Below are 19,072 nucleotides of genomic sequence, written 5' to 3' on the forward strand. Positions count from 1 at the left end.
TCTGGTCTCACCGATCGTCCGAATCGCACATAATCCTTTTTGGAATCTTTCACCTTAGCGGTATTTAATAAAAACTTGATGCCGTGGTTGTCCATATACCAAAAACTGTGAGCAATCCGATTGGCGTCAGTATCAACGCGCCCTTTTGAGTAGTGCTAAGCACCGCTTTGGGGTGTCTCGAAATTGGAATAAGCAGAAGCAAAACAGGGGCAAGCAGCGGGAGTAGGTATCTGGATTGCACTCCCGAGAATCGCGGACTTCCGACCGCTGTATATGATATGTACAGGGCAGTAGCAACCAAGGCTACGGTGAAAAGACACCCCATCAAGATAATGACACGGGTCGTCGCTGGCAAAGCAACCACAGGCTTCGGTTCAGTAAAGTCCATCCAAAGCGCGACGGCGACCAAAGCCAACAGGATATAAAACCCATCTATAAGACCTAAGCCAGAGAAATCTACGCTGAGCCCACGCATGTTGAGTGGATTCAAATATGCCGTCATGAACTCCAACAGGTTGCCGATGTACACCATTGGGTTAGCAAGCACATAAGCCACTTGATCGGTTGAGTTGACGCCCGCCCCGCCTCTGCTATCTCCGCGGCCTGGCCCATCAACCAAGAACGGCAGCGCGAATGAGGCAAAGGCAAACAAGAACGCGAAAGATGCGGCCACCTTGAACACTATTGCTTGACGAAGGCCGCCAAATCTATCATTTGGTATGAGCAAGGAAAGCAGTATTATTGAACAGTATATAGCTTTCGGCCCGACCGCAGCAAAAGGAACAGCGATAAGGAGAACTTTCTGCAAAAACGAAATTTTCTCTGTTTTGCTTTGTAGCGCATTTAAGAACAAAGCAAAGCTCAAGAAGCTTAGTGAGGTCAGCCAGGGGTCATAGCTGTAATGCGCTGCAATGAATACAGGGGTAGGCAATGAAGCGATAGCAGCGAAGGTTATTTTACCGAAAGGCAAAACCTTGACAGTCAAAAAAATGATGCCTATGTAGAAGATCAAATTCGATATGCGCCCCACTTGAAAAACAGCATGATTCGGCAACTCAAAAAGTCTTCCGAAAAACATGCCGACAGCAGGGGGGATGTATCCGATTTCTCGATACCAGTGAAACCACCTGTCCGTTGCATGATCTGCAGTTGTTGAATTTCGCGAAATCACATTACTTGTCTGCTGTATTTTCTGCGCATTAAAAAATTCATTTATTTGTTTCTGCTCACGGTAGGAGTAGGAAAATGGCAAAACATACGCACGAGAGAAAACGTCATGTACGGTCTGCGGCACCATCGCCTGCCAGGATTGCAGGTTGGCCCTGCGATAGTGAATGGATTCATCCCAGGACACAAAATTCAATTGCGTCCCCAAAGCCATTGAGCCACTTACAGCCAGCAGCACCAACACCAGAACTCTACCAACATCCAAACTGCGGAAAAAAAGCGCCCATATTCCAACCAGAAAGATGAAGTATCCGAACCCCATCATTCCGCCTCTTCGGACATTGTATTTTTCTTTTTTAACCGCAACGATACCGGCAATGACCAAGCCGGCTCCTTGTGCAGTTATCTCCAATTGCTTAGGGCTATCTTCAACTCTGAAGACCGCAGTTCTCATGAAATTGTAAGGAGTAGTCTTTAGCCTTTCTTGCCAAGGTCTTGTAAGCGTAACACCCTCTGGCTTATTTTCGCTATAGAATTTCAACGCAATGGGCGTATTTACATGCAGTCCTACATGGAGCAAGATGTGATCAAGGTAAGCACCATCTAGGTTCAGGACAAGCTTTGCACCTTCGCTCTGGGACTTGTATGATTCAGTCCCTTCTATTTCGAAACCCTCGACATAGCTGATGTTATGCATGAGGTTGCCCGCAAATGCTTCACCATTTTTCATCCGCTCCCATTTGGAAAAAGAAAGCTCTGAAACAACAGCAGCCGCCGCAGAGACCAGAATAATGCCTAGGATTATTAGTAGCTGTTTCACATTAGGCATATTTCTTAAAGCTGGTTAACAACAAACGGGCGCAAGGACCGACTTTAAATGGTGCGGGTCAGACCGTTTCGAAAGCAGGATTCTAGTGCCTGCATCCAATGGAGACGCTTTGCTCTTGCTTTGCAGCTCAGGTGATTGTTTGTGCTCCAGACGGTGCCCCCTTATTCCTAGCCAGATCGGTGCTGACTGGGCTCATACGAGACCTGATGTAGCCACCAGGAGAATCCACATGATGCTTGGATTGCCCAAAAAGCGAGCGCTCCGCCCCTGTTGATCGCCGATCGCGCCACTCGCTGGGCGTTCATGGCGATCAAGAGGAACAAGACAGCGGCCTTTGCAAAGTGATGGAGGGGTAGCCGTCACGCTCGGCAAAAGCAGGCCGCGTCACATCATGATCGCGGTTACAGGCGCCAACGGCTTCGTGGGGGCTGCCGTGGTCGTGCCGTTACCCCGTGGAGCTCGCGATGTGCACCTCATCCGGACAAGCTGAAGCTCGATGTGGAGTGTTTGCAACGTCTGTCCATGGGGTTTTACCTACAATTGGCGGCCAAGGTGGCTTTCAGTGTGCTGAAGCGGGACGGCATCACACACTGGCGGCGATAGAAGCCGCAACCATCCAGCCCCCTTTCCGCACAAATACAACGACACAAATGCTCGATATCGGCCTTCAAAGTGACATGGAATGGCAGGCTCGATCTTCAAGAGCGCCACAAGTTGCCGTCGTTTTGCCGGCCTACAACGAAGCGGAAACGATCGCTGCCACCATCAAGGATTTCCACAAGGCATTGCCTGAAGCCGCCATCTGGGTGGTCGACAACCGCTGCAGCGACAACACCCGGGCCATCGCCGAAAGCACTTTCCAGACCTTGCGTTGCAAGGGAGGCGTTCTGCAGGAGAAGCGTCCAGGCAAGGGCAATGCGGTGCGCCGCGCCTTTCTGGAGGTGGAAGCCGACATCTATGTGCTCAGCGACGCTGACTGCACCTACCCCGCCGAGCAGGTACACCAGCTGATCGATCCAGTGCGCCGGGGTGAAGCAGACATGGTGGTCGGCGACCGCCACACCGACGGCCAGTACGCCGCCGAAAACAAGCGACCCTTGCACGGCTTCGGAAACCGCCTGGTGCGCAACCTGGTCAACACCATGTTTCGTGCCGACCTGTCCGATGTGATGAGCGGCTACAGGGCCTTCAGCCGCCAGTTCGTCAAGCACTACCCGATTCTGGTGGAGGGATTCGAGATCGAGACCGACATGACCCTGCATGCGCTGGACAAGCGCTTTCGCGTGCTGGAGGTGCCCGTGCGCTACCGCGATCGGCCAGCCGGCAGCGTCTCCAAACTCAACACCTTCCGGGATGGCGCGCGTGTGCTGGCCACCATCTGGAACATCATGCGGCACTACCGCCCACTGCTCTTTTTTGGCACCGCCGCTTCCCTGTGTGCCTTGCTCGGGCTGGCGGCGGGCTGGGTGGTCATCGCGGAGTTCATTGCCCAGCGCTACATCGAAAAGGTGCCGCTGGCCATCCTGGCCACCGGCCTGCAGATTGAAGCGGGGTTGCTGCTTTCGGTGGGGCTGATTCTCGACTCCATGGCCCACCAGTCCAAGCTGCAGTACGAACGCGACCTTCTCAACGACCGGCCATGAACATCCGTGCGTCTCCGAGCGCGTCACCCACGACCCCCATGGCCCTCTGGCGCCGGGTGTGGGTGCGGCTCAGCGCATCGCGGTTCCCGCGGTTCGCCTGTGTGGGTGCGGTGGGATTTGTGGTGGACGCGGGCATCCTGACCACTTTGATGCATGTGGGCTGGCCACCCCTTTCGGCGCGGCTGGTTTCTTTTCCGGTGGCTGTGGCCACCACCTGGCTGCTCAACAAGGCCTGGACCTTTGCATCCGATGCGCCTCATCCCGGGGGTGGGGTCGTGCGCTATTCCGGTATCCAGATCGTCGGGGCTATGATCAACCTCGGCCTGTTCACGCTGCTGATTGCCGCATTCCCGGCATCACGCGCGGTCCCCTCCCTACCCTTGGCGGCAGCCGCGCTGGTCGCGCTGGTGTTCAACTATGTGGCCAGCCGGCACCTCGTTTTCAAGCTTCACGACACATGACCACCATCGAATACAGCGGTCGAGACAATCTGGACGTCATGACCGACGCGCGCAACTACAACCGGTACCTGACCGAACTGATTCTGAACTGGTTCAGCAAAAAAGACGGCCCTCTGGTGGACTTCGGCGCAGGTGGCGGCACCTTCGCGACGCAGGTGGCACAGGCAGGATTCGACGTGTCGTGCATAGAAACCGATCCCGTGCTCTCCGACCTGTTGAGGCAAAAGGGGCTGCGCGTGGCCGGCGCACTCGATGCCGTGCCAGATGCGAGCCTGGCGGGCATTTACAGCCTGAACGTGCTGGAGCACATCGAGGACGACGACGGCATCCTCGCACTCTGGCACCGCAAACTGGCATCGGGGGGCAAACTGCTGGTTTATGTACCAGCATTCAAAGTGTTGTTCAGCAGCATGGATCGCAAGGTGGGGCATCACCGGCGGTACCGTATGGCAGGCCTGCGTGGGCAGATGGAACGCGCCGGCTTTGATCTGAACGTGGTCCGCTACGCCGACAGCGTGGGTTTTCTGGCTGCCCTGATCTACCGCCTGGCCGATGGCGGCCAGGGCGACATCAACCCCCGCATGCTGCGCCTGTACGACCGCTGGATATTTCCAGTGAGCCGCTTGCTTGACCGAGTGTGCTGGCCATGGTTCGGCAAAAACGTGTACGCGTGCGCGGTCAAGCGCTGACATCATGCTCACGAAGGCACAACCGTACCAGGCCGTGGCCAGATTCATGCAGGCCTTTCAGCAACGCATTCAGCCCTTCTGGTGGGTGGCGATGCTGTTGCTGGCAGGCTACTGGAGCCTGCTCGCCGGACAACACATTTCCACGAGCAACATCAAGGGAGACGCCGGCCAGAACCTGCAGATAGCGGTTCATCTGTACCAGCACGGCGAATTTTCCATGGCCTCCACGGCAGGCTTTCAACCCACCAACTTCAGGGAACCCTTGCCCATTGTGGTCACGGCTTTGTATTTAAAGGCTTCGGGGCGAAACCACGACTACATGACGCTTGACAATCTGCGTTCCGGCGAGCCCGCGCGCTTTGTCAAGCTGCATAACCTGGGATGGGTGTTTCTGGGTCTGATCGCCACCTGGCTGCTGTTCAACGAACTGACCACCAGCCGATGGGCGGGCGGTCTGGCGGCCGGCTCCGCCTTCATTTTCTTTTTCAACAACCCCTACGTCGTCGACTCGCTCTACACCGAACTGGTGACGGGTGTGTTGATGACGGGCACGAGCTATTTGATGCTGCTGGCCGGCCGGCGCCAGAAAGGGTCACTCTGGCTGGCCACCGGCGTGGGTTTGGGTCTGCTGTGCCTCACCAAGAGTGCGTTCCTCTACATCTCACTGGTCACCATTGTGGTCTTGGCTACCGTGATGCTTTTGCAACGGGGGGCGCGCGCCCGACCCTGGCTGGCCGCAGGCTTCATGACCCTGGGGCTGATCTGCACCACGGCACCCTGGATGATCCGGAACCAGCTCCTGTTTGACAGCGCCGAAATTTCCTCTGGTCGCAGCGGCTGGGTGCTTTACAAGCGTGCCTTGCTCAACCGGATCACGCCAGAAGAATTCCGGCTCGCCTTCACGCTCTTTGGCCCCAGGCTCTACCAAGACCTGGTCGCCGGCACCTCACTGGCGATCACACCAGAGGACGCCAAGCTGCGCACCGGGCGCGTCAGCCGGCTGTATGCAGGCCGCTCCGAGTTTTCTGGCGACGACATGCGGGCCCAAGGAGCTGGTGACCCTGATCGTGCCGTCACCCTGTACCGCAAGACGTCGGCGATGTACATCAAGCTGTCTCGAGAAATGGAACAGGCTGGCGACCCCCATCCGACCTACGCGGCGGATCGTGCCTTGCAAGCCATTGCCCTGCCCATGCTCAAAGAGGAACCGCTGGCACATCTGAAGCTGTCGATCCTCATGTTCTGGCGCGGCATGTGGAGCATTCCCCCACAGCTGCAAATTCCGTTGCTGCCCGAAGGCCGTTGGCGCAGTGGTTTCATCGAGGTGATCAACGCACTGGGTGTTCTGGCGTTGCTGGGATGCTTTGTTTGGGGAATGCTTCAACGCAATGTCAGATTGCTGGCATTCACCATGCTGCCAGTCATGATGATGGCTTTCTACACCCTGCTTTCACAGAACTTGCCCCGATTCTTTGCCCCGACCCAGCCGATCATGCTGGTGGCGCTGCTGCTGCTGGTGTTTCAACTGATCGGTGGGATCATGGTCAAAACCAAGCAAGACTGATGCCATCAGGCCATCCATGGGGGTATCATCCGGTACCACGTGGACACCCCTCTCACATGTTCCTAAGAAAATTTGCCATGCCCATCCTGGGCATGCCACGCCCGGCAAAACGCCTGATCGTGCTCTCAGTGGACGCCACACTTTGCGTGCTGTCTGTCTGGCTGGCGTACTACCTTCGCCTGGGCGAATGGGTCAAGCTGTCCGGTGATCCCTATTGGCAGCCTGGCTGGGCCGTGCTTGCGGCACTGGCCATTGCCCTGCCCCTGTTCGTGGTCAACGGCTTTTACCGCGCCATCTTCCGTTATTCCGGCCTGTCGGCGATGGTCACCGTGGTCAAGACCATCGGCATCTTTGCCATTCTTTACGCCACCCTGTTCACAGCCATCGGTGTGCCTGGCGTGCCCCGCACCATTGGCATCATTCAGCCCATGCTGCTTCTGCTGGGCGTTGGCACCTCCCGGGCGCTTGCAGGATTTTGGCTGGGCGGCCTGTACCAGAACCAGCTTAAACTGGCCGCGATTCCACGGGTGCTGATTTACGGCGCTGGCAATGCTGGTCGCCAATTGGCGGCAGCCATGAGCAACAGCCACGAAATGCGTGTGGTGGGCTTCATGGACGACGACGACCGTCTCCATGGTCATGTGCTCAATGGCCTGGCCATCTACAGTCCCGCTGATCTCCCTAGCCTTGTCGACACCTTGCAGGTCAGCACGGTGCTGCTGGCGATGCCATCTGCCAGCCGCCATCGTCGCAATGAAATCATTGAAGAGATGCGCCCAGTGCATGTGCTGGTGCGCACCTTGCCCAGCGTGAGCGAGCTGGCGCAAGGCAAGGTGAGCGTCTCCGACCTGCGGGAACTGGACATCGACGACCTGCTGGGTCGCGAACCGGTCAGTCCGAACCACATTCTGCTGGGCAAGAACATCACCGGCAAAGTGGTGCTGGTCACTGGCGCGGGCGGTTCCATTGGCAGCGAACTGTGTCGCCAGATCCTCAAGGTCGAACCCGCATCTCTGCTCCTGGTCGACCAGAGCGAGTTCGCACTGTACGAAGTGCATCAGGAGCTCAATGCCCGCCTGGACGGTTCGCAAGCCCGCCTCGTCCCGCTGTTGGCTTCAGTGCGGGACGCAGATCGCATGCGCGAGATCATGTCGACCTGGAAGCCAGACACGGTGTACCACGCGGCCGCATACAAGCACGTGCCGCTGGTGGAACACAACCCGCTGGAAGGCATCAAGAACAACACCATCGGGACCATCACCGTGGCACAGGTGGCAGCCGAGTTTGATGTGGGCGATTTTGTGCTGATCAGCACCGACAAGGCTGTGCGCCCCACCAACATCATGGGCGCCAGCAAAAGACTGGCGGAAATGGCGCTGCAGGCCCTGGCCGACAAAGGCTCCCAGACCCGCTTCTCCATGGTCCGTTTTGGCAACGTGCTCGGATCATCTGGCTCTGTGGTGCCCAAGTTTCGCCAGCAGGTGCGGGATGGTGGTCCGATCACCCTGACCCATCCGGACATCACCCGCTACTTCATGACCATTCCTGAAGCCGCACAGCTGGTGATTCAGGCGGGTGCCATGGCCAAAGGGGGCGACGTGTTCGTGCTGGACATGGGGGAGCCAGTCAGGATCATGGATCTCGCGACGCGCATGATCGAACTCTCTGGTCTGACCCTCAAAGACGACCAGAATCCAGATGGCGACATAGCCATTCAGATCACTGGATTGCGCCCGGGCGAGAAGCTTTTTGAGGAACTGCTGATCGGTGACAATCCTAAGGCCACCTCGCACCCACTGATCATGAAAGCCCACGAGGAATTCATCCCCTGGGATACCTTGCAGGTGCAGCTCAGAAGCTTCGAAGCGGCACTCGACGCCAACGATGTGGAACGCATGAAGAGCATGCTGGCACAGCTGGTAGCGGGCTACGAATCCAACAGCGATATCGTCGACTGGGTTTTCATGGAGCAGGAAGCAGAAGCTGCGCCCGTCCGACAAGCCGTTAAAGGCGCGTGGCGCTACCCATAGCGGTACTCACCTGCACAATAGCTTGAAGGGCTTGCCGTTTTTGAAGAGAAAGCAAGAATCCTGAGATTCAGGCCGCTTGCTTCTGCTCGGTTGGAAGCCCGGCTGACGCCATCAGCAGCGCGGTGAAGAGAATGAAAAAATGGCTTTCGGTCGACAGCCAGAACGAACTGTGTGTCATGTTGGACACCAACATCACGGCCATAAAGGACAACATCAACGCCCTGTGTGCAGGTGGGTGTCGAAATGACTGCCGCACGATTGCCCACAAGAACCAGGCAAAAACCAGCAAACCCAGCAGACCCAGTTCAAACAGAAAGAATAGGAACTGGTTGTGCGGATGCGGGCAAATGGTGGCGCACATTTCAGGGCTCTCGAAATGGGCAGCGGCAAATACAGGATACGAGCCGGTCCCTGAGCCCAACCATGGGTGCTCGCGAATCTGCTGAACCGAGAAATGCCACACCTGCACTCGAGCGCCCACCGAAGTGACGTTCGACGGGCTGCTGTTTCGGGCTTCTTCCCATGCCTGAAGCGTGCGTTGCTGGAACTGGCTCGAAGAGGCAAAGACCACAACCAGTATCAGCAAGCCGGCACCCAGCACCACCCCCAGCATGCGTGGGCGACAAGCCAGGGCCACGATTGCAAAAACCACCACCGACAGCACCAGACTCAGGTAGCCGGTTCGGCCGACCGACAAGAACAACACACTGGCCGCGGCCAGTACCGCCACGCCAATCCAGAGCGCGCGGCCAACAGTGGCTTTCGATTTCACGGCCCAAAACAGCGCGGTGCAAGTGAAGAAGGCCATCATGATCCCTTGCGAGATGTGATCCTTGAACACGGTGTGATCGACGCCGAAACCCTTGTTCTTGGTGCTCGACCAAGGCAGTTCAAACCAGACATTCAACCAGGTCGATGCGAGCGTGAAAAGCATGGCGACAGCAAACGCCTGCCAACAGCGCTTACGCATTTCGGCGCTGGCAAGCAGAAACAGAAACACGGGTAGCAGGACCAGTTTGAAATATTTCCGAAGATAGTCCCGAAACTCGCTCCAGTCCGCCGGCGACCAGAGCGTCGCCACGACCATGACCAACACCAGACTTGCCGCCGGTAGCACAACCGGGTTCCGCAACATCTGGACCAGTTCCGCTCGGGCATGTGCATCTGTCAGCCGTACGCATGCCAAAAGCACGGTCAACGCCAACGTTGTGTTGGCCAAGGCCACCGATAGCGGAAACGCGAAATACGCAAAGACGAGGCAATACGCCGGTGCAATAGTCAGCAGCGCTCGCATGCTCTGGTCTGGACAACCTGAATTCATTTCTCAAAAATCCATTCGATATCTGGAACAACCGGTACATCGGCCATTTGTCTGCTGTCGATGGGCTGGGAATCCCTTAAGCATTTGGCCCCTATCGTGAAGCTGACGCACCCCTACCGCTTGACCACGGCGGTGTCCTCTTGGGGTGGGTCGTATTCCAGAATGGCGTACCTGAAGAAGCACTCCAGTGCCACCACCAGACAAAAGAGGAAGCCTTGCGGTCCACAAAGGAACCCGCGCCTGAGTACATAGAACCGTACAAAGTTGGTGGCTGCAGAACCCAGTCCTCGCCAGATACCCCCTCTTTTGCCTGCTTGCTCCCTGCGCCGCGCACCCAGTTGAGCGTATTGAGCGAGCTTGAGCAGGCTCTCGTAGACAGTGTCGCGCGAAAAATGCAGCAACCGGCCCTTGAACACGTGCATGGGAACCGTCTCGTCCCTCAGCTGCGCGTATTCATGGACCACACCCTTGAACTCCAGAACGTTGTGGGTGCGAAACAGGCGTTTGACGCCGCCGGCGGTCTTCGCCATGCGGCTGAGTGCCTTGCCAAACGCAACCTGGTCCCAGTAGACCTTCCACGCAGCGTTCTCGCCCGAGGCCACCGCTTGTTGTATTTCGCGACGCAACTCATCGGTGATGACCTCGTCAGCATCGAGAAAAAAGAAATAGTCGCATCGCACCAACGGAAGCATCCGGTTTCGCTGAACCGCAAAACCCTGCCAGTCGGGCAACATATGCACCTCCGCGCCCATGCGGGAAGCGATGTCACGCGTCGCGTCTGTGCTGCCGCTGTCGATCACGACAATCTGGTCGGCGAAACTGGCACTCTCGATACACCGGGCGATCCGGCGCTCCTCATTCAGCGTCAGAATGCCCACACACAGCCGGTTGGCAGGCGACTCAATCATCGATTTTCCAACTTTTCAGACCCCTCCAGCGACCCAGCATCCTGGCCACCAAACGGGGAACAAACGCCAGCATGCGAATTGGCAATGCGACGCTGGTGGTGACCAACAACTTGCGCCGCAGTTGCAGTGCCTCTGCGATCGACCTGTGTTTGGCCGTGAAGGTCAACTTGGACTGGGCGTGATGAAAGCCGCGGCTGTACTCGTTCCGCCAAGGTCTGCTGCCCTTGCTGGAACTCCGGGAGCGGTGGATCGCCTTGACCTCCGGCACCAACACCATGGCCAGGCCCGCCTGGAACAGGCGAAGGCACAGGTCATCGTCTTCGTAATAGAGAAAAAAACGCTCGTCAAAAAAGCCGATCTGCTGAAAACGCTCCATCCGCAGGAGCATGGCAGCGCCACACACAAAGCCCACACAGGTCATGCCAGTGGCAGGTGGCCCAATCGAATTCCACACCGTCTTGGGCCACCGGTAGTTGACCTCCAACTTGCCTGTCGGGCTGGCCAACTGTGGTGCGAACAAGGCAGCGTCGACCATGTTGCGCGCTGCCATCAGCAGTGTGCCAAGGCCCTCGGCTGAAAGCTCGCAGTCCGGGTTCAATAACAGGGCAAACGGTGTTTGCACCAAGGCCAGCGCACGGTTGTTGGCAGCGCCAAATCCGAGGTTTCGCTCATGCTCAAGGACGCGCGCCCTTGGCCAGCGCTGACGCGCAAGCGTCGGTGTTCCATCGGCGCTTGCGTTGTCGGAGACGATCACGTGGGGACACGAGCCCAGCAGGCCATCAAGCTCGGCAATGCAATGCGCACTTTCATGGGTGACCACCACCACCGTGACGTCTGCCAGGGCGCTGACCGCCTCTCCAGGAGACTGCATCGGATCGCTCACAACCTTCCCGAAGCCTCAGTGAGCGCTGGCACCCACGATGGCGTCCGGCTTTGCCGCTTTCAGCAGACTCAGCATGGCCAATTCGATGCGGTGCAAGGCCTCAGGCGTGTGGCCCTCAAAACGCAGCACCAATACCGGCGTGGTATTCGATGCACGTATCAAACCAAAGCCATCAGGCCAGTCCACGCGAACGCCGTCGATGGTGGACACCTTGGCGGGGGCCTCAAAGTGCGCCATCGCCACGAGCTTCTCGACAACCGCATGTGGCTCACCTTCAGCACAAGCCACGTTGAGTTCCGGTGTGCTGTGGCTGGTGGGCAGCGCATTGAGCACCGCATTCCCATCCGGGCTGCGACTCAGGATTTCCAGCAGGCGAGCTCCGGCATAGGTGCCGTCATCAAACCCGTACCAGCGTTCCTTGAAGAAAATGTGGCCACTCATCTCGCCGCCCAGGGGGCTGTCCAGCTCCTTCATGCGGGCCTTGATCAGCGAATGACCGGTCTTGTAGATATGGGGCACCCCACCGGCGGCCTCAATGGCCGGGGCCAGGCGCTGTGAGCACTTCACGTCGAAGACGATATCGCCTCCGGGCACACGGGACAGCACATCCTGGGCAAACAGGATCATCTGCCGGTCAGGGTAGATGTTGTTGCCTTCCTTGGTGACGATGCCAAGCCGGTCACCGTCACCATCGAAAGCCAGGCCGAGTTCGGCATCGGTTTCGCGCAGGACACGCATCACATCGCGCAGGTTTTCGGGCTTGCTGGGGTCAGGGTGGTGGTTCGGGAAGTTGCCATCCACTTCGCTGAACAGCTCGATCACCTCGCATCCCAGTGCCCGGAACAGCGCAGGGGCCGATGCGCCAGCCACACCGTTGCCGCAATCCACCACGATCTTCATCGGACGCGCGAGCTTGACGTCACCGACAATGCGGTCGCGGTAAGCCGCTCCCACATTGATCAGCCGCACTTTTCCACCCTCTGCGTGCTGGCCTGCATCGGTCTCGATGCACCGGCGAAGTGCCTGAATCGTCTCTCCATAGATGGCCCTGCCCGCCAGTACCATCTTGAAGCCGTTGTAGTCCTTCGGGTTGTGGCTGCCCGTCACCTGGATCCCGCTGGAGCACAGGGTGTTCGCCGCAAAGTACAGCATCGGCGTCGTGGCCAGACCGATATCGATCACATCGATGCCGGCCGCAACCAACCCTTTGATGAGCGCAGCCGAAAGGGATGGTCCGCTGAGGCGCCCGTCCCGGCCCACCGCCACCGTTTGCTCTCCCAGTCGGCGGGCTTCGGTACCGAATGCCAGCCCCAAGGCCTCTGCCACTGATTCGTCTACCGTGGAGGGCACGATGCCCCGAATGTCGTAGGCCTTGAAGATCGACGATGCAACTTGCATATGGTGGTTTCCCGATGCGGTGGTAACCCAGCATTGTAGGTGGGTTGCCTTACAGGATCCCCCTTGCAGCAGGCCCGCTCACGCGTCCGGAAATGGCCAGCCGACGGTCAGCGGAAACCGTACCATGGGCGCATGAGTGCTCCTTCGCCAACCCAGGATGTCACCCGCTACAGGGCACTTTGCTCGAAGGATGCGCGGTTCGACGGCGGCTTCTTTGTGGGCGTCACTTCCACCGGCATCTACTGCCGACCGGTTTGCCGGGTGCGCACGCCCAGGCTCGAAAACTGCCGCTTCTTTGATCTGGCTGCCCAGGCAGAAAAGGCCGGCTTTCGTCCGTGCCTGCGGTGCCGACCGGAACTGGCACCACGCCACAGGCACTGGACCACGACGGATGCCACACTGATTCTTGCCCAACAGGCCACCCTGTTGCTGGATGACCCAGGCACCTGGCTGGACCTGGCAGCAGAGCGAACACGAATCGCCGCCGTGGCGACGCGCCTGGGCGTGAGCGACCGACACCTGCGGCGGGTTTTCGAAATGCATCTGGGTGTCTCGCCCCATCAATACCTGCAAACCTGCCGCTTGCTGGCGGCCAAGCAGTTGTTGACCGACACGCGTCTGCCTGTCAGCGATGTGGCGCTGGCCAGCGGCTTCGCCAGCTTGCGCCGTTTCAACGCGGCATTTGTCGCCCACTACCGCATCAACCCGACACAGATGCGCCGCGATCCTGCGACTTCGATTGCGCCTGTCGATGGAACTCAGAGCGTTCGTCTTGCATGGCGACCGCCACTCGATGCAAGCCACATGATGAAGTTCTTTGAGGATCGCCAGCTCGATGGTATCGAGAGTTTCCAGACGTCACCCGAAAGCAGCTTCAAGCGCACCGTTCGCCTGACGGTGGCCGGGCGGACCCATGTCGGCTGGATTGCCGGAAAATGGGAAGTCGACACACACCTGCTGCTGCTTGAAGTCAGCGACGGACTTCAAAAGGCACTGCCCAGCGTGATCCGACGTGTGCGCACCCTGTTCGATCTTGACGCAGACCCTGCGCCGATCAATGCCGTGCTTCAACGCGACTTCCCCAGCGGCAATGGACTTCGCGTGCCAGGCTGTTTCGACGGGTTTGAGCTGGCGGTCCGCGCGGTGCTGGGACAACAGGTCACGGTGGGCGCGGCGCGTACCTTGGCCGCTCGGGTGGTCCAGCAGTGGGGTGACCCGATTGCCACGCCCGACCCAGCCATCAATCGCCTGTTTCCAACGGCGCAAGCGCTGGCACAGGCAGACGAGAACGTGCTGGGCACTCTGGGCATCGTGCGACAACGTCAGCTTGCGCTGAAATCGCTCGCCCAGGCCGTGCTGGCAGGCCAGGTCGACTTGAACCCTTCCAGCACGACCCCAGACACACTGCAGGTGCTGCAAAGCTTGCCAGGCATCGGCCCATGGACCGCACAGTACATCGCCATGAGAGCACTGAGGTGGCCAGACGCATGGCCGGAAGGCGATGTGGCGCTTGTCAAAGCGCTTGGTCTGGAAAAACCTCGAAACCAGGCGGCACGGCACGCAGCCGAGCGGCTCGCCGAGCGCTGGCAACCTTGGCGCAGCTACGCAGTGATCCGGGCCTGGGCCGGCACCTACCACCCCTCGCACGCCACATCCAATGTCTGACACCATGACCATCCTTGCAACACACACCGTTTCATCACCCTTGGGCCCGATTCTGCTGGCGGCCAGCCCGAATGGCCTTCGCGGCGCCTGGTTCACCGAACAGGCACACCGACCGACAGCCGCAATGATTGCCCAATGGGAGGCACAGCCTGAACACCCGGTGCTGCTCGCCGCTGCGACACAACTGAACAACTACTTTCATGGCGATCGCCAGACATTTGACTTGCCACTGGACCTGACCGCCGGGACGGCATTTCAGATCTCGGCGTGGTCAACCCTGTTGCAGATTGCATGGGGAAGCACCATCAGCTATGGGGAACTGGCCCAGCGCATGGGCAAGCCCGCGGCAGTGAGGGCCGCCGGCACTGCCATCGGGCGCAACCCGCTATGTATCTTCGTGCCATGCCACCGTGTGATAGGCAGCAACGGTTCGCTCACAGGCTATGCTGGCGGGCTGCACCGCAAACAGGCGCTGCTGCAACTGGAACAACGCCGCACCCTGATTTGATGTGGCTTGAACTGACGATCGAAGCCTGATACATGCCTGCGCTGTTGATTGCCGAGTTTTTCCTGCTGGCCGCTCTGTGGGGCGCATCGTTTCTGTTCATGCGCATGGGCGCCGCGGAATTCGGCCCGTTGCCCACGGCCGGCCTCCGAGTGGGTCTGGCCGCCGCATTTCTGCTGCCCGCGTTTCTGGTCAAAGGCGTCTGGGCGGACTTCCGCGAAAGGGCTGGAGCGATCCTTTTCGTCGGCTTGTTGAACTCGGCACTCCCGTTCGCGCTTTTTGCATTCGCCGTGATGCACATCACGACCGGCCTGACTTCCATCCTGAATGCAACCGTGCCACTTTCTGGGGCCCTGGTTGCCTGGATCTGGCTGCGTGAACGACCAAGCAAATCCCGCATGGCAGGTTTGCTGCTCGGTTTTGCAGGAGTCTGTCTGCTGGTGCTCGGCAAGTCCGGCTTTGATGCCTCTGGTCGCCCTGCCACAGACAACACAGCACTCACCTTGCTGGCCATGGGTGCCGCGCTGCTGGCCACCTTTTGCTACGGCATGGCGGCCAGCTTCACCAAGCGCTATCTTCATGGCGCACACCCTCTGGCCACAGCCACGGGCAGCCAGATTGGCGCCTCAATGGGGCTCGCGCTGCCAACCGCCCTGCTCTGGCCAGCGCAGCCTGTCAGCACGAGTGCCTGGACGGCCATGCTGGCCGTGGCACTGCTGTGCACCGCGCTGGCGTACGTGCTGTTCTTCCGGATCATTGCCAGAGCGGGCCCGAGCAAAGCCCTGACCGTGACCTTTCTCGTCCCCGTGTTTGCCTTGCTCTACGGTGCGATTTTCCTGGCTGAGTCCGTCACGATCTGGATGGTGGGTTGTGGCGTCGTCATCCTGTGCGGCACCTTGCTGGCCACGGGATTGCTGAAACTTCGGTGGCTGGATTCAACGCGATACCCTCAGCAATAGGGACGACAGTTGGGTATCGATGGCGCGAATCTTCCTGAAGGCTGACCGGATTCGAGGGCATCCAGCAAGTCAGAAACAAAAAAGCCGTTGAAGATTCTTCATCTTCAACGGCTTGATGCCTTACTGGCGGAGTGGACGGGGCTCGAACCCGCGACCCCCGGCGTGACAGGCCGAAGCCAGAACCTAGCGTTTATGCGGTCTGGCGGGTGGTTTTGAATTCCAAAGATGCGGCGCGAGGGCTTAGGTTTCATGCGCCCTGCAGGGCGCCTATTCCAAAAAGTACCACCTCATCTTGTACACTGCGGCCGCCGGCGTGCGATGCATGCTGGCCCTCCCCGAGGTCAGGGCGCTGAACACGCAATGACCTCCTTTGCCCGGCTATTGCCGGGCTTTCTTTTGCCTGAAATACTGTATAAACCTTCAGTCATTAGATTCCACACATGAGCCAGAACACCCAGCCCGCGTGGGCACCAGACAGAGCATGCAGCGCCTGCGCGCACTTTGGAGGCTGGCCGCCTGGCCTTGAGGGCAAAACCGCCTGGTGTCTTGAGACTCCCCACATGCGATCACAACAGGAACGCGGGTGCTCTTTTTGGCGGCCGCAACCGCCAGGGTGGGTGGCACCGCCACCGCCGGGCGCCACGCCAGGCCTACAGCCAGCCAAAACCTTTCGCCATCACGCCCAGTAGTACCGCCATGGCCGCACCGCCGGCCAGATACATCTCAACCCGGAGAGGCAAGTGGTTTAGCTTCTCCAAGATGGTCGCAATGCTGATCTTGACTTGCTGCAAACCCTCGTCCAACTTGTCGACCTTTCCCTCCAGTCGCTCCACCCGGCGGGGTAAATCCCCCTCACCGCCGGGGTTGAAGCTAACGGTTGGTGGAGCCGGCGGTGGCACCTTGATGCTCGCAGCCTGAACCGCCATGGCGACAAGCATTTGCTGAACAACCGGTTGAACCTCCTCTCTGATTAGTTTCTCTGCCTGACGTTCGAATGCAGCGGCCAGCTGCGCTCGGTCCATAGCCTCAAGTGCGCGGAGTTTGTCAACGTCACGCAGGAAATCTTCCTTCGCCTGGTTGATCTGCTTGGATATATCAATACTCGATGCACTCGTTGCCATTTGGACCTCCAAACGCATACTACCGAACTCGTGATCCAAGGTGCAACGACAAAAAGCCCGCCTACCGCAAAGGGCAGACGGGCAAAGGTGGGGCCGCGGCCCCACAGGAGACAACGGCGATCTACTGCATGGGGGGCGGGGCCTGCTGGTCCAGCCGGCGGCGTTCAAGCTCATAGTCTTGCTGGGACTCGCGCAGCTCCAGCTCGTCACCCGTGAGCGTGGTGATCAAGCGGTTGCGTCGCTCTTCCATGTCGCGCTGAAAGTCCATACGGTCCCTGGACATTTCTTTGTCCGCATCGAGCTGGCGCTTGAAGCGGTGGTCTGCCCGGTTTACTTCGTACAGACGAAGTCCGAAATCGAGCAAGTTCGAGTTCTGGAACATCAGCTCGGTGAACCCGCGCTTTCTCTCAACTGAGCAGCCTACGCGCGGACCACTCATGCCGGACTTGGCGGCCAGCAGGATCAGCGACCCGAACTGGATCTTTTCGTCCGAGCTGCTCAGGCCCGCCTGCAAGGCCTTGCTATCGGCTTCAATCGCCAAGCGCTGCGCGTTGATTTCTGCCCTGCAATGGGTCAGGTAGTTTTTGTAATCGGTGTCTGGCCCGGTGAGTGCGTCAACCGCTGATGTGGCAACGGCAGCGATTTCAGAGCCGCCCGGGATGGATGCGCAGCCGGACAAGGCGAAAGCCGCCGCAGCGGCCAGGATGATGCGAAAGCGTTTCATGGTGAGGTTCCTTCGGTGGTGGTGGTCAGGGGGCGGTAAGGATCTGTTCGGGTGCCTTCATGGCGAAGTGCTGGCTGTACCAACTCACAGCTGCTTCAACCCACAAGGGGCGCACGTACGCGATGAAGGTGAGGGCCCAGCGGGCATACCAGCGCTGGCGGCGGGCGATGATCAACGCGTCGGTGCGCAGCATCTTGGCCAGCAGCCTGTCAGCAGCTGCGCGGCCGGCGTCGTCGATGACTCCCAGGTTCCACAACTGGCAGTGCGCGTCGTGCACCAGGGAGGGCCGCACGAAGCTGGTGTCGTTGATGGTGGGCCCGCTGGCGCCGTCCCAGGCATAGCCTTTGGCGATGTACAGATCGCCGCCCAGCGTGAGGTGCACGTATTCATTGCCGCCGGGTGCAATGGGGAAGATGCCGTCGACGGCAACGTCCTGCTCGTATGCCTCAACAAGCTGATACCTGTAGCCCGCACGGTAGTAGACGATGGTCGTGGTCATGTTCAGCCCAGTCTGGTCATGGGGGTGAATTCCAGGCGCTCTCCGACAGGTGGCAGGCAGCCCAGGCTGATAAGCGCGGTCTGCTTGAGTGCTTCCAGCCGCTCGACCATGCGCAGGTTTGAATCAGTGATGGCCGCCTCGCGGATCACGTCGTCGAATTCGTTGGCGAGCTGCTCCGTGGTCATTGGATGGCCCTCGCGATGGCACTGGCCACCAGCCAGTAGCGCTCCAGGTACTTGCGCAGATCCTCGGGGTTGCTCTGGAAGAACACTTCGACGATGAGCCCGCCACGCTTGCTGAAACCGGGCTCAAAACCGCGTTCGGCAGCGCACTGCGCGTGGGGAAACCAACCCTTGTCGCGGCGTGTGGGAATGTTCAGCACGCTTCCGATGGCATGGGCGACTCGCTGCGAAAGTTCGCGGTGCTCTGGCAGCGACACCACCTCCACGCCCGTGGCGCTCTGGTTGGTGCTGGCGTTGGTATGCAGTTCCAGCGCCACCGTGGAGCCCGCGATCAGGCGCATGGCATCGCTCAGCGCCCAGTTCTCACCTCGCCCACCGTCTTCGCGCACGATGTGGCCCTCTGACCGCAGCTTCGCCGCCAGGATGTGGCGCAGCTGCATCATCAGCTTCGCCTCGTGATGCCCGTTCCAGGTGTTCCCTGGGTCGGTGCCGCCGTGACCGGCTGTAACCGTCACATGCATGGT

Annotated in this window: 18 protein-coding genes; 8 read left to right on the plus strand and 10 right to left on the minus strand. The window is 59.1% G+C overall.

From position 1 onward, the window contains the following. Positions 1-64 precede the first annotated feature (64 nt). Positions 65-1,987 carry a DUF2142 domain-containing protein gene (locus Q7V46_RS05110; RefSeq protein ID WP_304912433.1) on the minus strand — a complete coding sequence of 641 codons (1,923 nt, stop codon included), beginning with the start codon at positions 1,985-1,987 and terminating at the stop codon, positions 65-67. 659 nt (positions 1,988-2,646) lie between these two features. On the opposite strand from Q7V46_RS05110, the gene Q7V46_RS05115 reads away from it, so the two are divergent. From Q7V46_RS05115 to Q7V46_RS05135, 5 genes are read left to right on the plus strand one after another with little or no spacing between them, the layout of a single operon-like run. Then, positions 2,647-3,639 carry a glycosyltransferase gene (locus Q7V46_RS05115; protein ID WP_304912434.1) on the plus strand — a complete coding sequence of 331 codons (993 nt, stop codon included), beginning with the start codon at positions 2,647-2,649 and terminating at the stop codon, positions 3,637-3,639. Beyond that, positions 3,636-4,100, plus strand: coding sequence for a GtrA family protein (locus Q7V46_RS05120; protein WP_304912435.1), 465 nt, complete (start codon positions 3,636-3,638; stop codon positions 4,098-4,100). The genes Q7V46_RS05115 and Q7V46_RS05120 overlap by 4 nt, the downstream gene beginning before the upstream one ends. Beyond that, positions 4,097-4,789 (plus strand): bifunctional 2-polyprenyl-6-hydroxyphenol methylase/3-demethylubiquinol 3-O-methyltransferase UbiG, encoded by a 693-nt coding sequence (locus tag Q7V46_RS05125; protein ID WP_304912436.1) that lies wholly within the window; start codon positions 4,097-4,099, stop codon positions 4,787-4,789. The genes Q7V46_RS05120 and Q7V46_RS05125 overlap by 4 nt, the downstream gene beginning before the upstream one ends. Positions 4,790-4,793: 4 nt before the next feature. Further along, complete coding sequence (locus tag Q7V46_RS05130; RefSeq protein ID WP_304912437.1) at positions 4,794-6,353, plus strand: hypothetical protein; 1,560 nt, start codon at positions 4,794-4,796, stop codon at positions 6,351-6,353. A 56-nt stretch (positions 6,354-6,409) separates the two neighbouring features. Then, entirely contained in the window at positions 6,410-8,383 is a 1,974-nt protein-coding gene (locus tag Q7V46_RS05135) for a nucleoside-diphosphate sugar epimerase/dehydratase (RefSeq protein WP_304912438.1), read from the plus strand. A gap of 67 nt (positions 8,384-8,450) precedes the next feature. On the opposite strand, the gene Q7V46_RS05140 is transcribed toward Q7V46_RS05135, so the two are convergent. From Q7V46_RS05140 to Q7V46_RS05155, 4 genes are all read right to left on the minus strand, one after another. Beyond that, entirely contained in the window at positions 8,451-9,677 is a 1,227-nt protein-coding gene (locus Q7V46_RS05140; protein WP_304912439.1) for an O-antigen ligase, read from the minus strand. A gap of 140 nt (positions 9,678-9,817) precedes the next feature. After that, entirely contained in the window at positions 9,818-10,612 is a 795-nt protein-coding gene (locus Q7V46_RS05145) for a glycosyltransferase family 2 protein (RefSeq protein ID WP_304912440.1), read from the minus strand. Further along, positions 10,605-11,483 carry a glycosyltransferase family 2 protein gene (locus Q7V46_RS05150; RefSeq protein ID WP_304912441.1) on the minus strand — a complete coding sequence of 293 codons (879 nt, stop codon included), beginning with the start codon at positions 11,481-11,483 and terminating at the stop codon, positions 10,605-10,607. The genes Q7V46_RS05145 and Q7V46_RS05150 overlap by 8 nt, the downstream gene beginning before the upstream one ends. Positions 11,484-11,510: 27 nt before the next feature. Further along, entirely contained in the window at positions 11,511-12,893 is a 1,383-nt protein-coding gene (locus Q7V46_RS05155) for a phosphomannomutase/phosphoglucomutase (RefSeq protein WP_304912442.1), read from the minus strand. Between the two features lie 132 nt (positions 12,894-13,025). Here Q7V46_RS05155 and Q7V46_RS05160 point away from each other — a divergent pair, with 132 nt between their 5' ends. From Q7V46_RS05160 to Q7V46_RS05170, 3 genes are read left to right on the plus strand one after another with little or no spacing between them, the layout of a single operon-like run. Beyond that, on the plus strand, positions 13,026-14,558 hold the full coding sequence (locus Q7V46_RS05160) for a DNA-3-methyladenine glycosylase 2 family protein (protein WP_304912443.1): 1,533 nt from the start codon (positions 13,026-13,028) through the stop codon (positions 14,556-14,558). Positions 14,559-14,562: 4 nt separating this feature from the next. Next, a complete protein-coding gene (locus Q7V46_RS05165; RefSeq protein ID WP_304912444.1) occupies positions 14,563-15,066 on the plus strand; it encodes a methylated-DNA--[protein]-cysteine S-methyltransferase in 504 nt (167 codons plus the stop codon). Between the two features lie 32 nt (positions 15,067-15,098). Continuing rightward, positions 15,099-16,022, plus strand: coding sequence for a DMT family transporter (locus tag Q7V46_RS05170; protein ID WP_304912445.1), 924 nt, complete (start codon positions 15,099-15,101; stop codon positions 16,020-16,022). Between the two features lie 650 nt (positions 16,023-16,672). Here Q7V46_RS05170 and Q7V46_RS05175 read toward each other — a convergent pair. The 5 genes from Q7V46_RS05175 to Q7V46_RS05195 form a co-directional block, all read right to left on the minus strand. Further along, on the minus strand, positions 16,673-17,143 hold the full coding sequence (locus Q7V46_RS05175; protein WP_304912446.1) for a hypothetical protein: 471 nt from the start codon (positions 17,141-17,143) through the stop codon (positions 16,673-16,675). A gap of 121 nt (positions 17,144-17,264) precedes the next feature. Next, positions 17,265-17,867 (minus strand): hypothetical protein, encoded by a 603-nt coding sequence (locus tag Q7V46_RS05180; RefSeq protein ID WP_304912447.1) that lies wholly within the window; start codon positions 17,865-17,867, stop codon positions 17,265-17,267. 25 nt (positions 17,868-17,892) lie between these two features. Then, entirely contained in the window at positions 17,893-18,366 is a 474-nt protein-coding gene (locus tag Q7V46_RS05185) for a hypothetical protein (protein WP_304912448.1), read from the minus strand. A 2-nt stretch (positions 18,367-18,368) separates the two neighbouring features. After that, positions 18,369-18,551, minus strand: coding sequence for a hypothetical protein (locus tag Q7V46_RS05190; protein WP_304912449.1), 183 nt, complete (start codon positions 18,549-18,551; stop codon positions 18,369-18,371). Next, on the minus strand, positions 18,548-19,069 hold the full coding sequence (locus Q7V46_RS05195; RefSeq protein ID WP_304912450.1) for an N-acetylmuramoyl-L-alanine amidase: 522 nt from the start codon (positions 19,067-19,069) through the stop codon (positions 18,548-18,550). The genes Q7V46_RS05190 and Q7V46_RS05195 overlap by 4 nt, the downstream gene beginning before the upstream one ends. Between the last annotated feature and the right edge of the window lie 3 nt (positions 19,070-19,072).

It is taken from the genome of Hydrogenophaga sp., assembly GCF_030651625.1.
Taxonomy (GTDB): domain Bacteria; phylum Pseudomonadota; class Gammaproteobacteria; order Burkholderiales; family Burkholderiaceae_C; genus Hydrogenophaga.

What these genes read in the sequence shown, in the direction of transcription:
- Q7V46_RS05115 (WP_304912434.1), top strand. Translation starts at nt 2,647, where the DNA reads ATGCTCGATATCGGCCTTCAAAGTGACATGGAATGGCAGGCTCGATCT.
- Q7V46_RS05120 (WP_304912435.1), top strand. Translation starts at nt 3,636, where the DNA reads ATGAACATCCGTGCGTCTCCGAGCGCGTCACCCACGACCCCCATGGCC.
- Q7V46_RS05125 (WP_304912436.1), top strand. Translation starts at nt 4,097, where the DNA reads ATGACCACCATCGAATACAGCGGTCGAGACAATCTGGACGTCATGACC.
- Q7V46_RS05130 (WP_304912437.1), top strand. Translation starts at nt 4,794, where the DNA reads ATGCTCACGAAGGCACAACCGTACCAGGCCGTGGCCAGATTCATGCAG.
- Q7V46_RS05135 (WP_304912438.1), top strand. Translation starts at nt 6,410, where the DNA reads ATGTTCCTAAGAAAATTTGCCATGCCCATCCTGGGCATGCCACGCCCG.
- Q7V46_RS05140 (WP_304912439.1), bottom strand. Translation starts at nt 9,677, where the DNA reads ATGCGAGCGCTGCTGACTATTGCACCGGCGTATTGCCTCGTCTTTGCG.
- Q7V46_RS05145 (WP_304912440.1), bottom strand. Translation starts at nt 10,612, where the DNA reads ATGATTGAGTCGCCTGCCAACCGGCTGTGTGTGGGCATTCTGACGCTG.
- Q7V46_RS05150 (WP_304912441.1), bottom strand. Translation starts at nt 11,483, where the DNA reads ATGCAGTCTCCTGGAGAGGCGGTCAGCGCCCTGGCAGACGTCACGGTG.
- Q7V46_RS05155 (WP_304912442.1), bottom strand. Translation starts at nt 12,893, where the DNA reads ATGCAAGTTGCATCGTCGATCTTCAAGGCCTACGACATTCGGGGCATC.
- Q7V46_RS05160 (WP_304912443.1), top strand. Translation starts at nt 13,026, where the DNA reads ATGAGTGCTCCTTCGCCAACCCAGGATGTCACCCGCTACAGGGCACTT.
- Q7V46_RS05165 (WP_304912444.1), top strand. Translation starts at nt 14,563, where the DNA reads ATGACCATCCTTGCAACACACACCGTTTCATCACCCTTGGGCCCGATT.
- Q7V46_RS05170 (WP_304912445.1), top strand. Translation starts at nt 15,099, where the DNA reads ATGCCTGCGCTGTTGATTGCCGAGTTTTTCCTGCTGGCCGCTCTGTGG.
- Q7V46_RS05175 (WP_304912446.1), bottom strand. Translation starts at nt 17,143, where the DNA reads ATGGCAACGAGTGCATCGAGTATTGATATATCCAAGCAGATCAACCAG.
- Q7V46_RS05180 (WP_304912447.1), bottom strand. Translation starts at nt 17,867, where the DNA reads ATGAAACGCTTTCGCATCATCCTGGCCGCTGCGGCGGCTTTCGCCTTG.
- Q7V46_RS05185 (WP_304912448.1), bottom strand. Translation starts at nt 18,366, where the DNA reads ATGACCACGACCATCGTCTACTACCGTGCGGGCTACAGGTATCAGCTT.
- Q7V46_RS05190 (WP_304912449.1), bottom strand. Translation starts at nt 18,551, where the DNA reads ATGACCACGGAGCAGCTCGCCAACGAATTCGACGACGTGATCCGCGAG.
- Q7V46_RS05195 (WP_304912450.1), bottom strand. Translation starts at nt 19,069, where the DNA reads ATGCATGTGACGGTTACAGCCGGTCACGGCGGCACCGACCCAGGGAAC.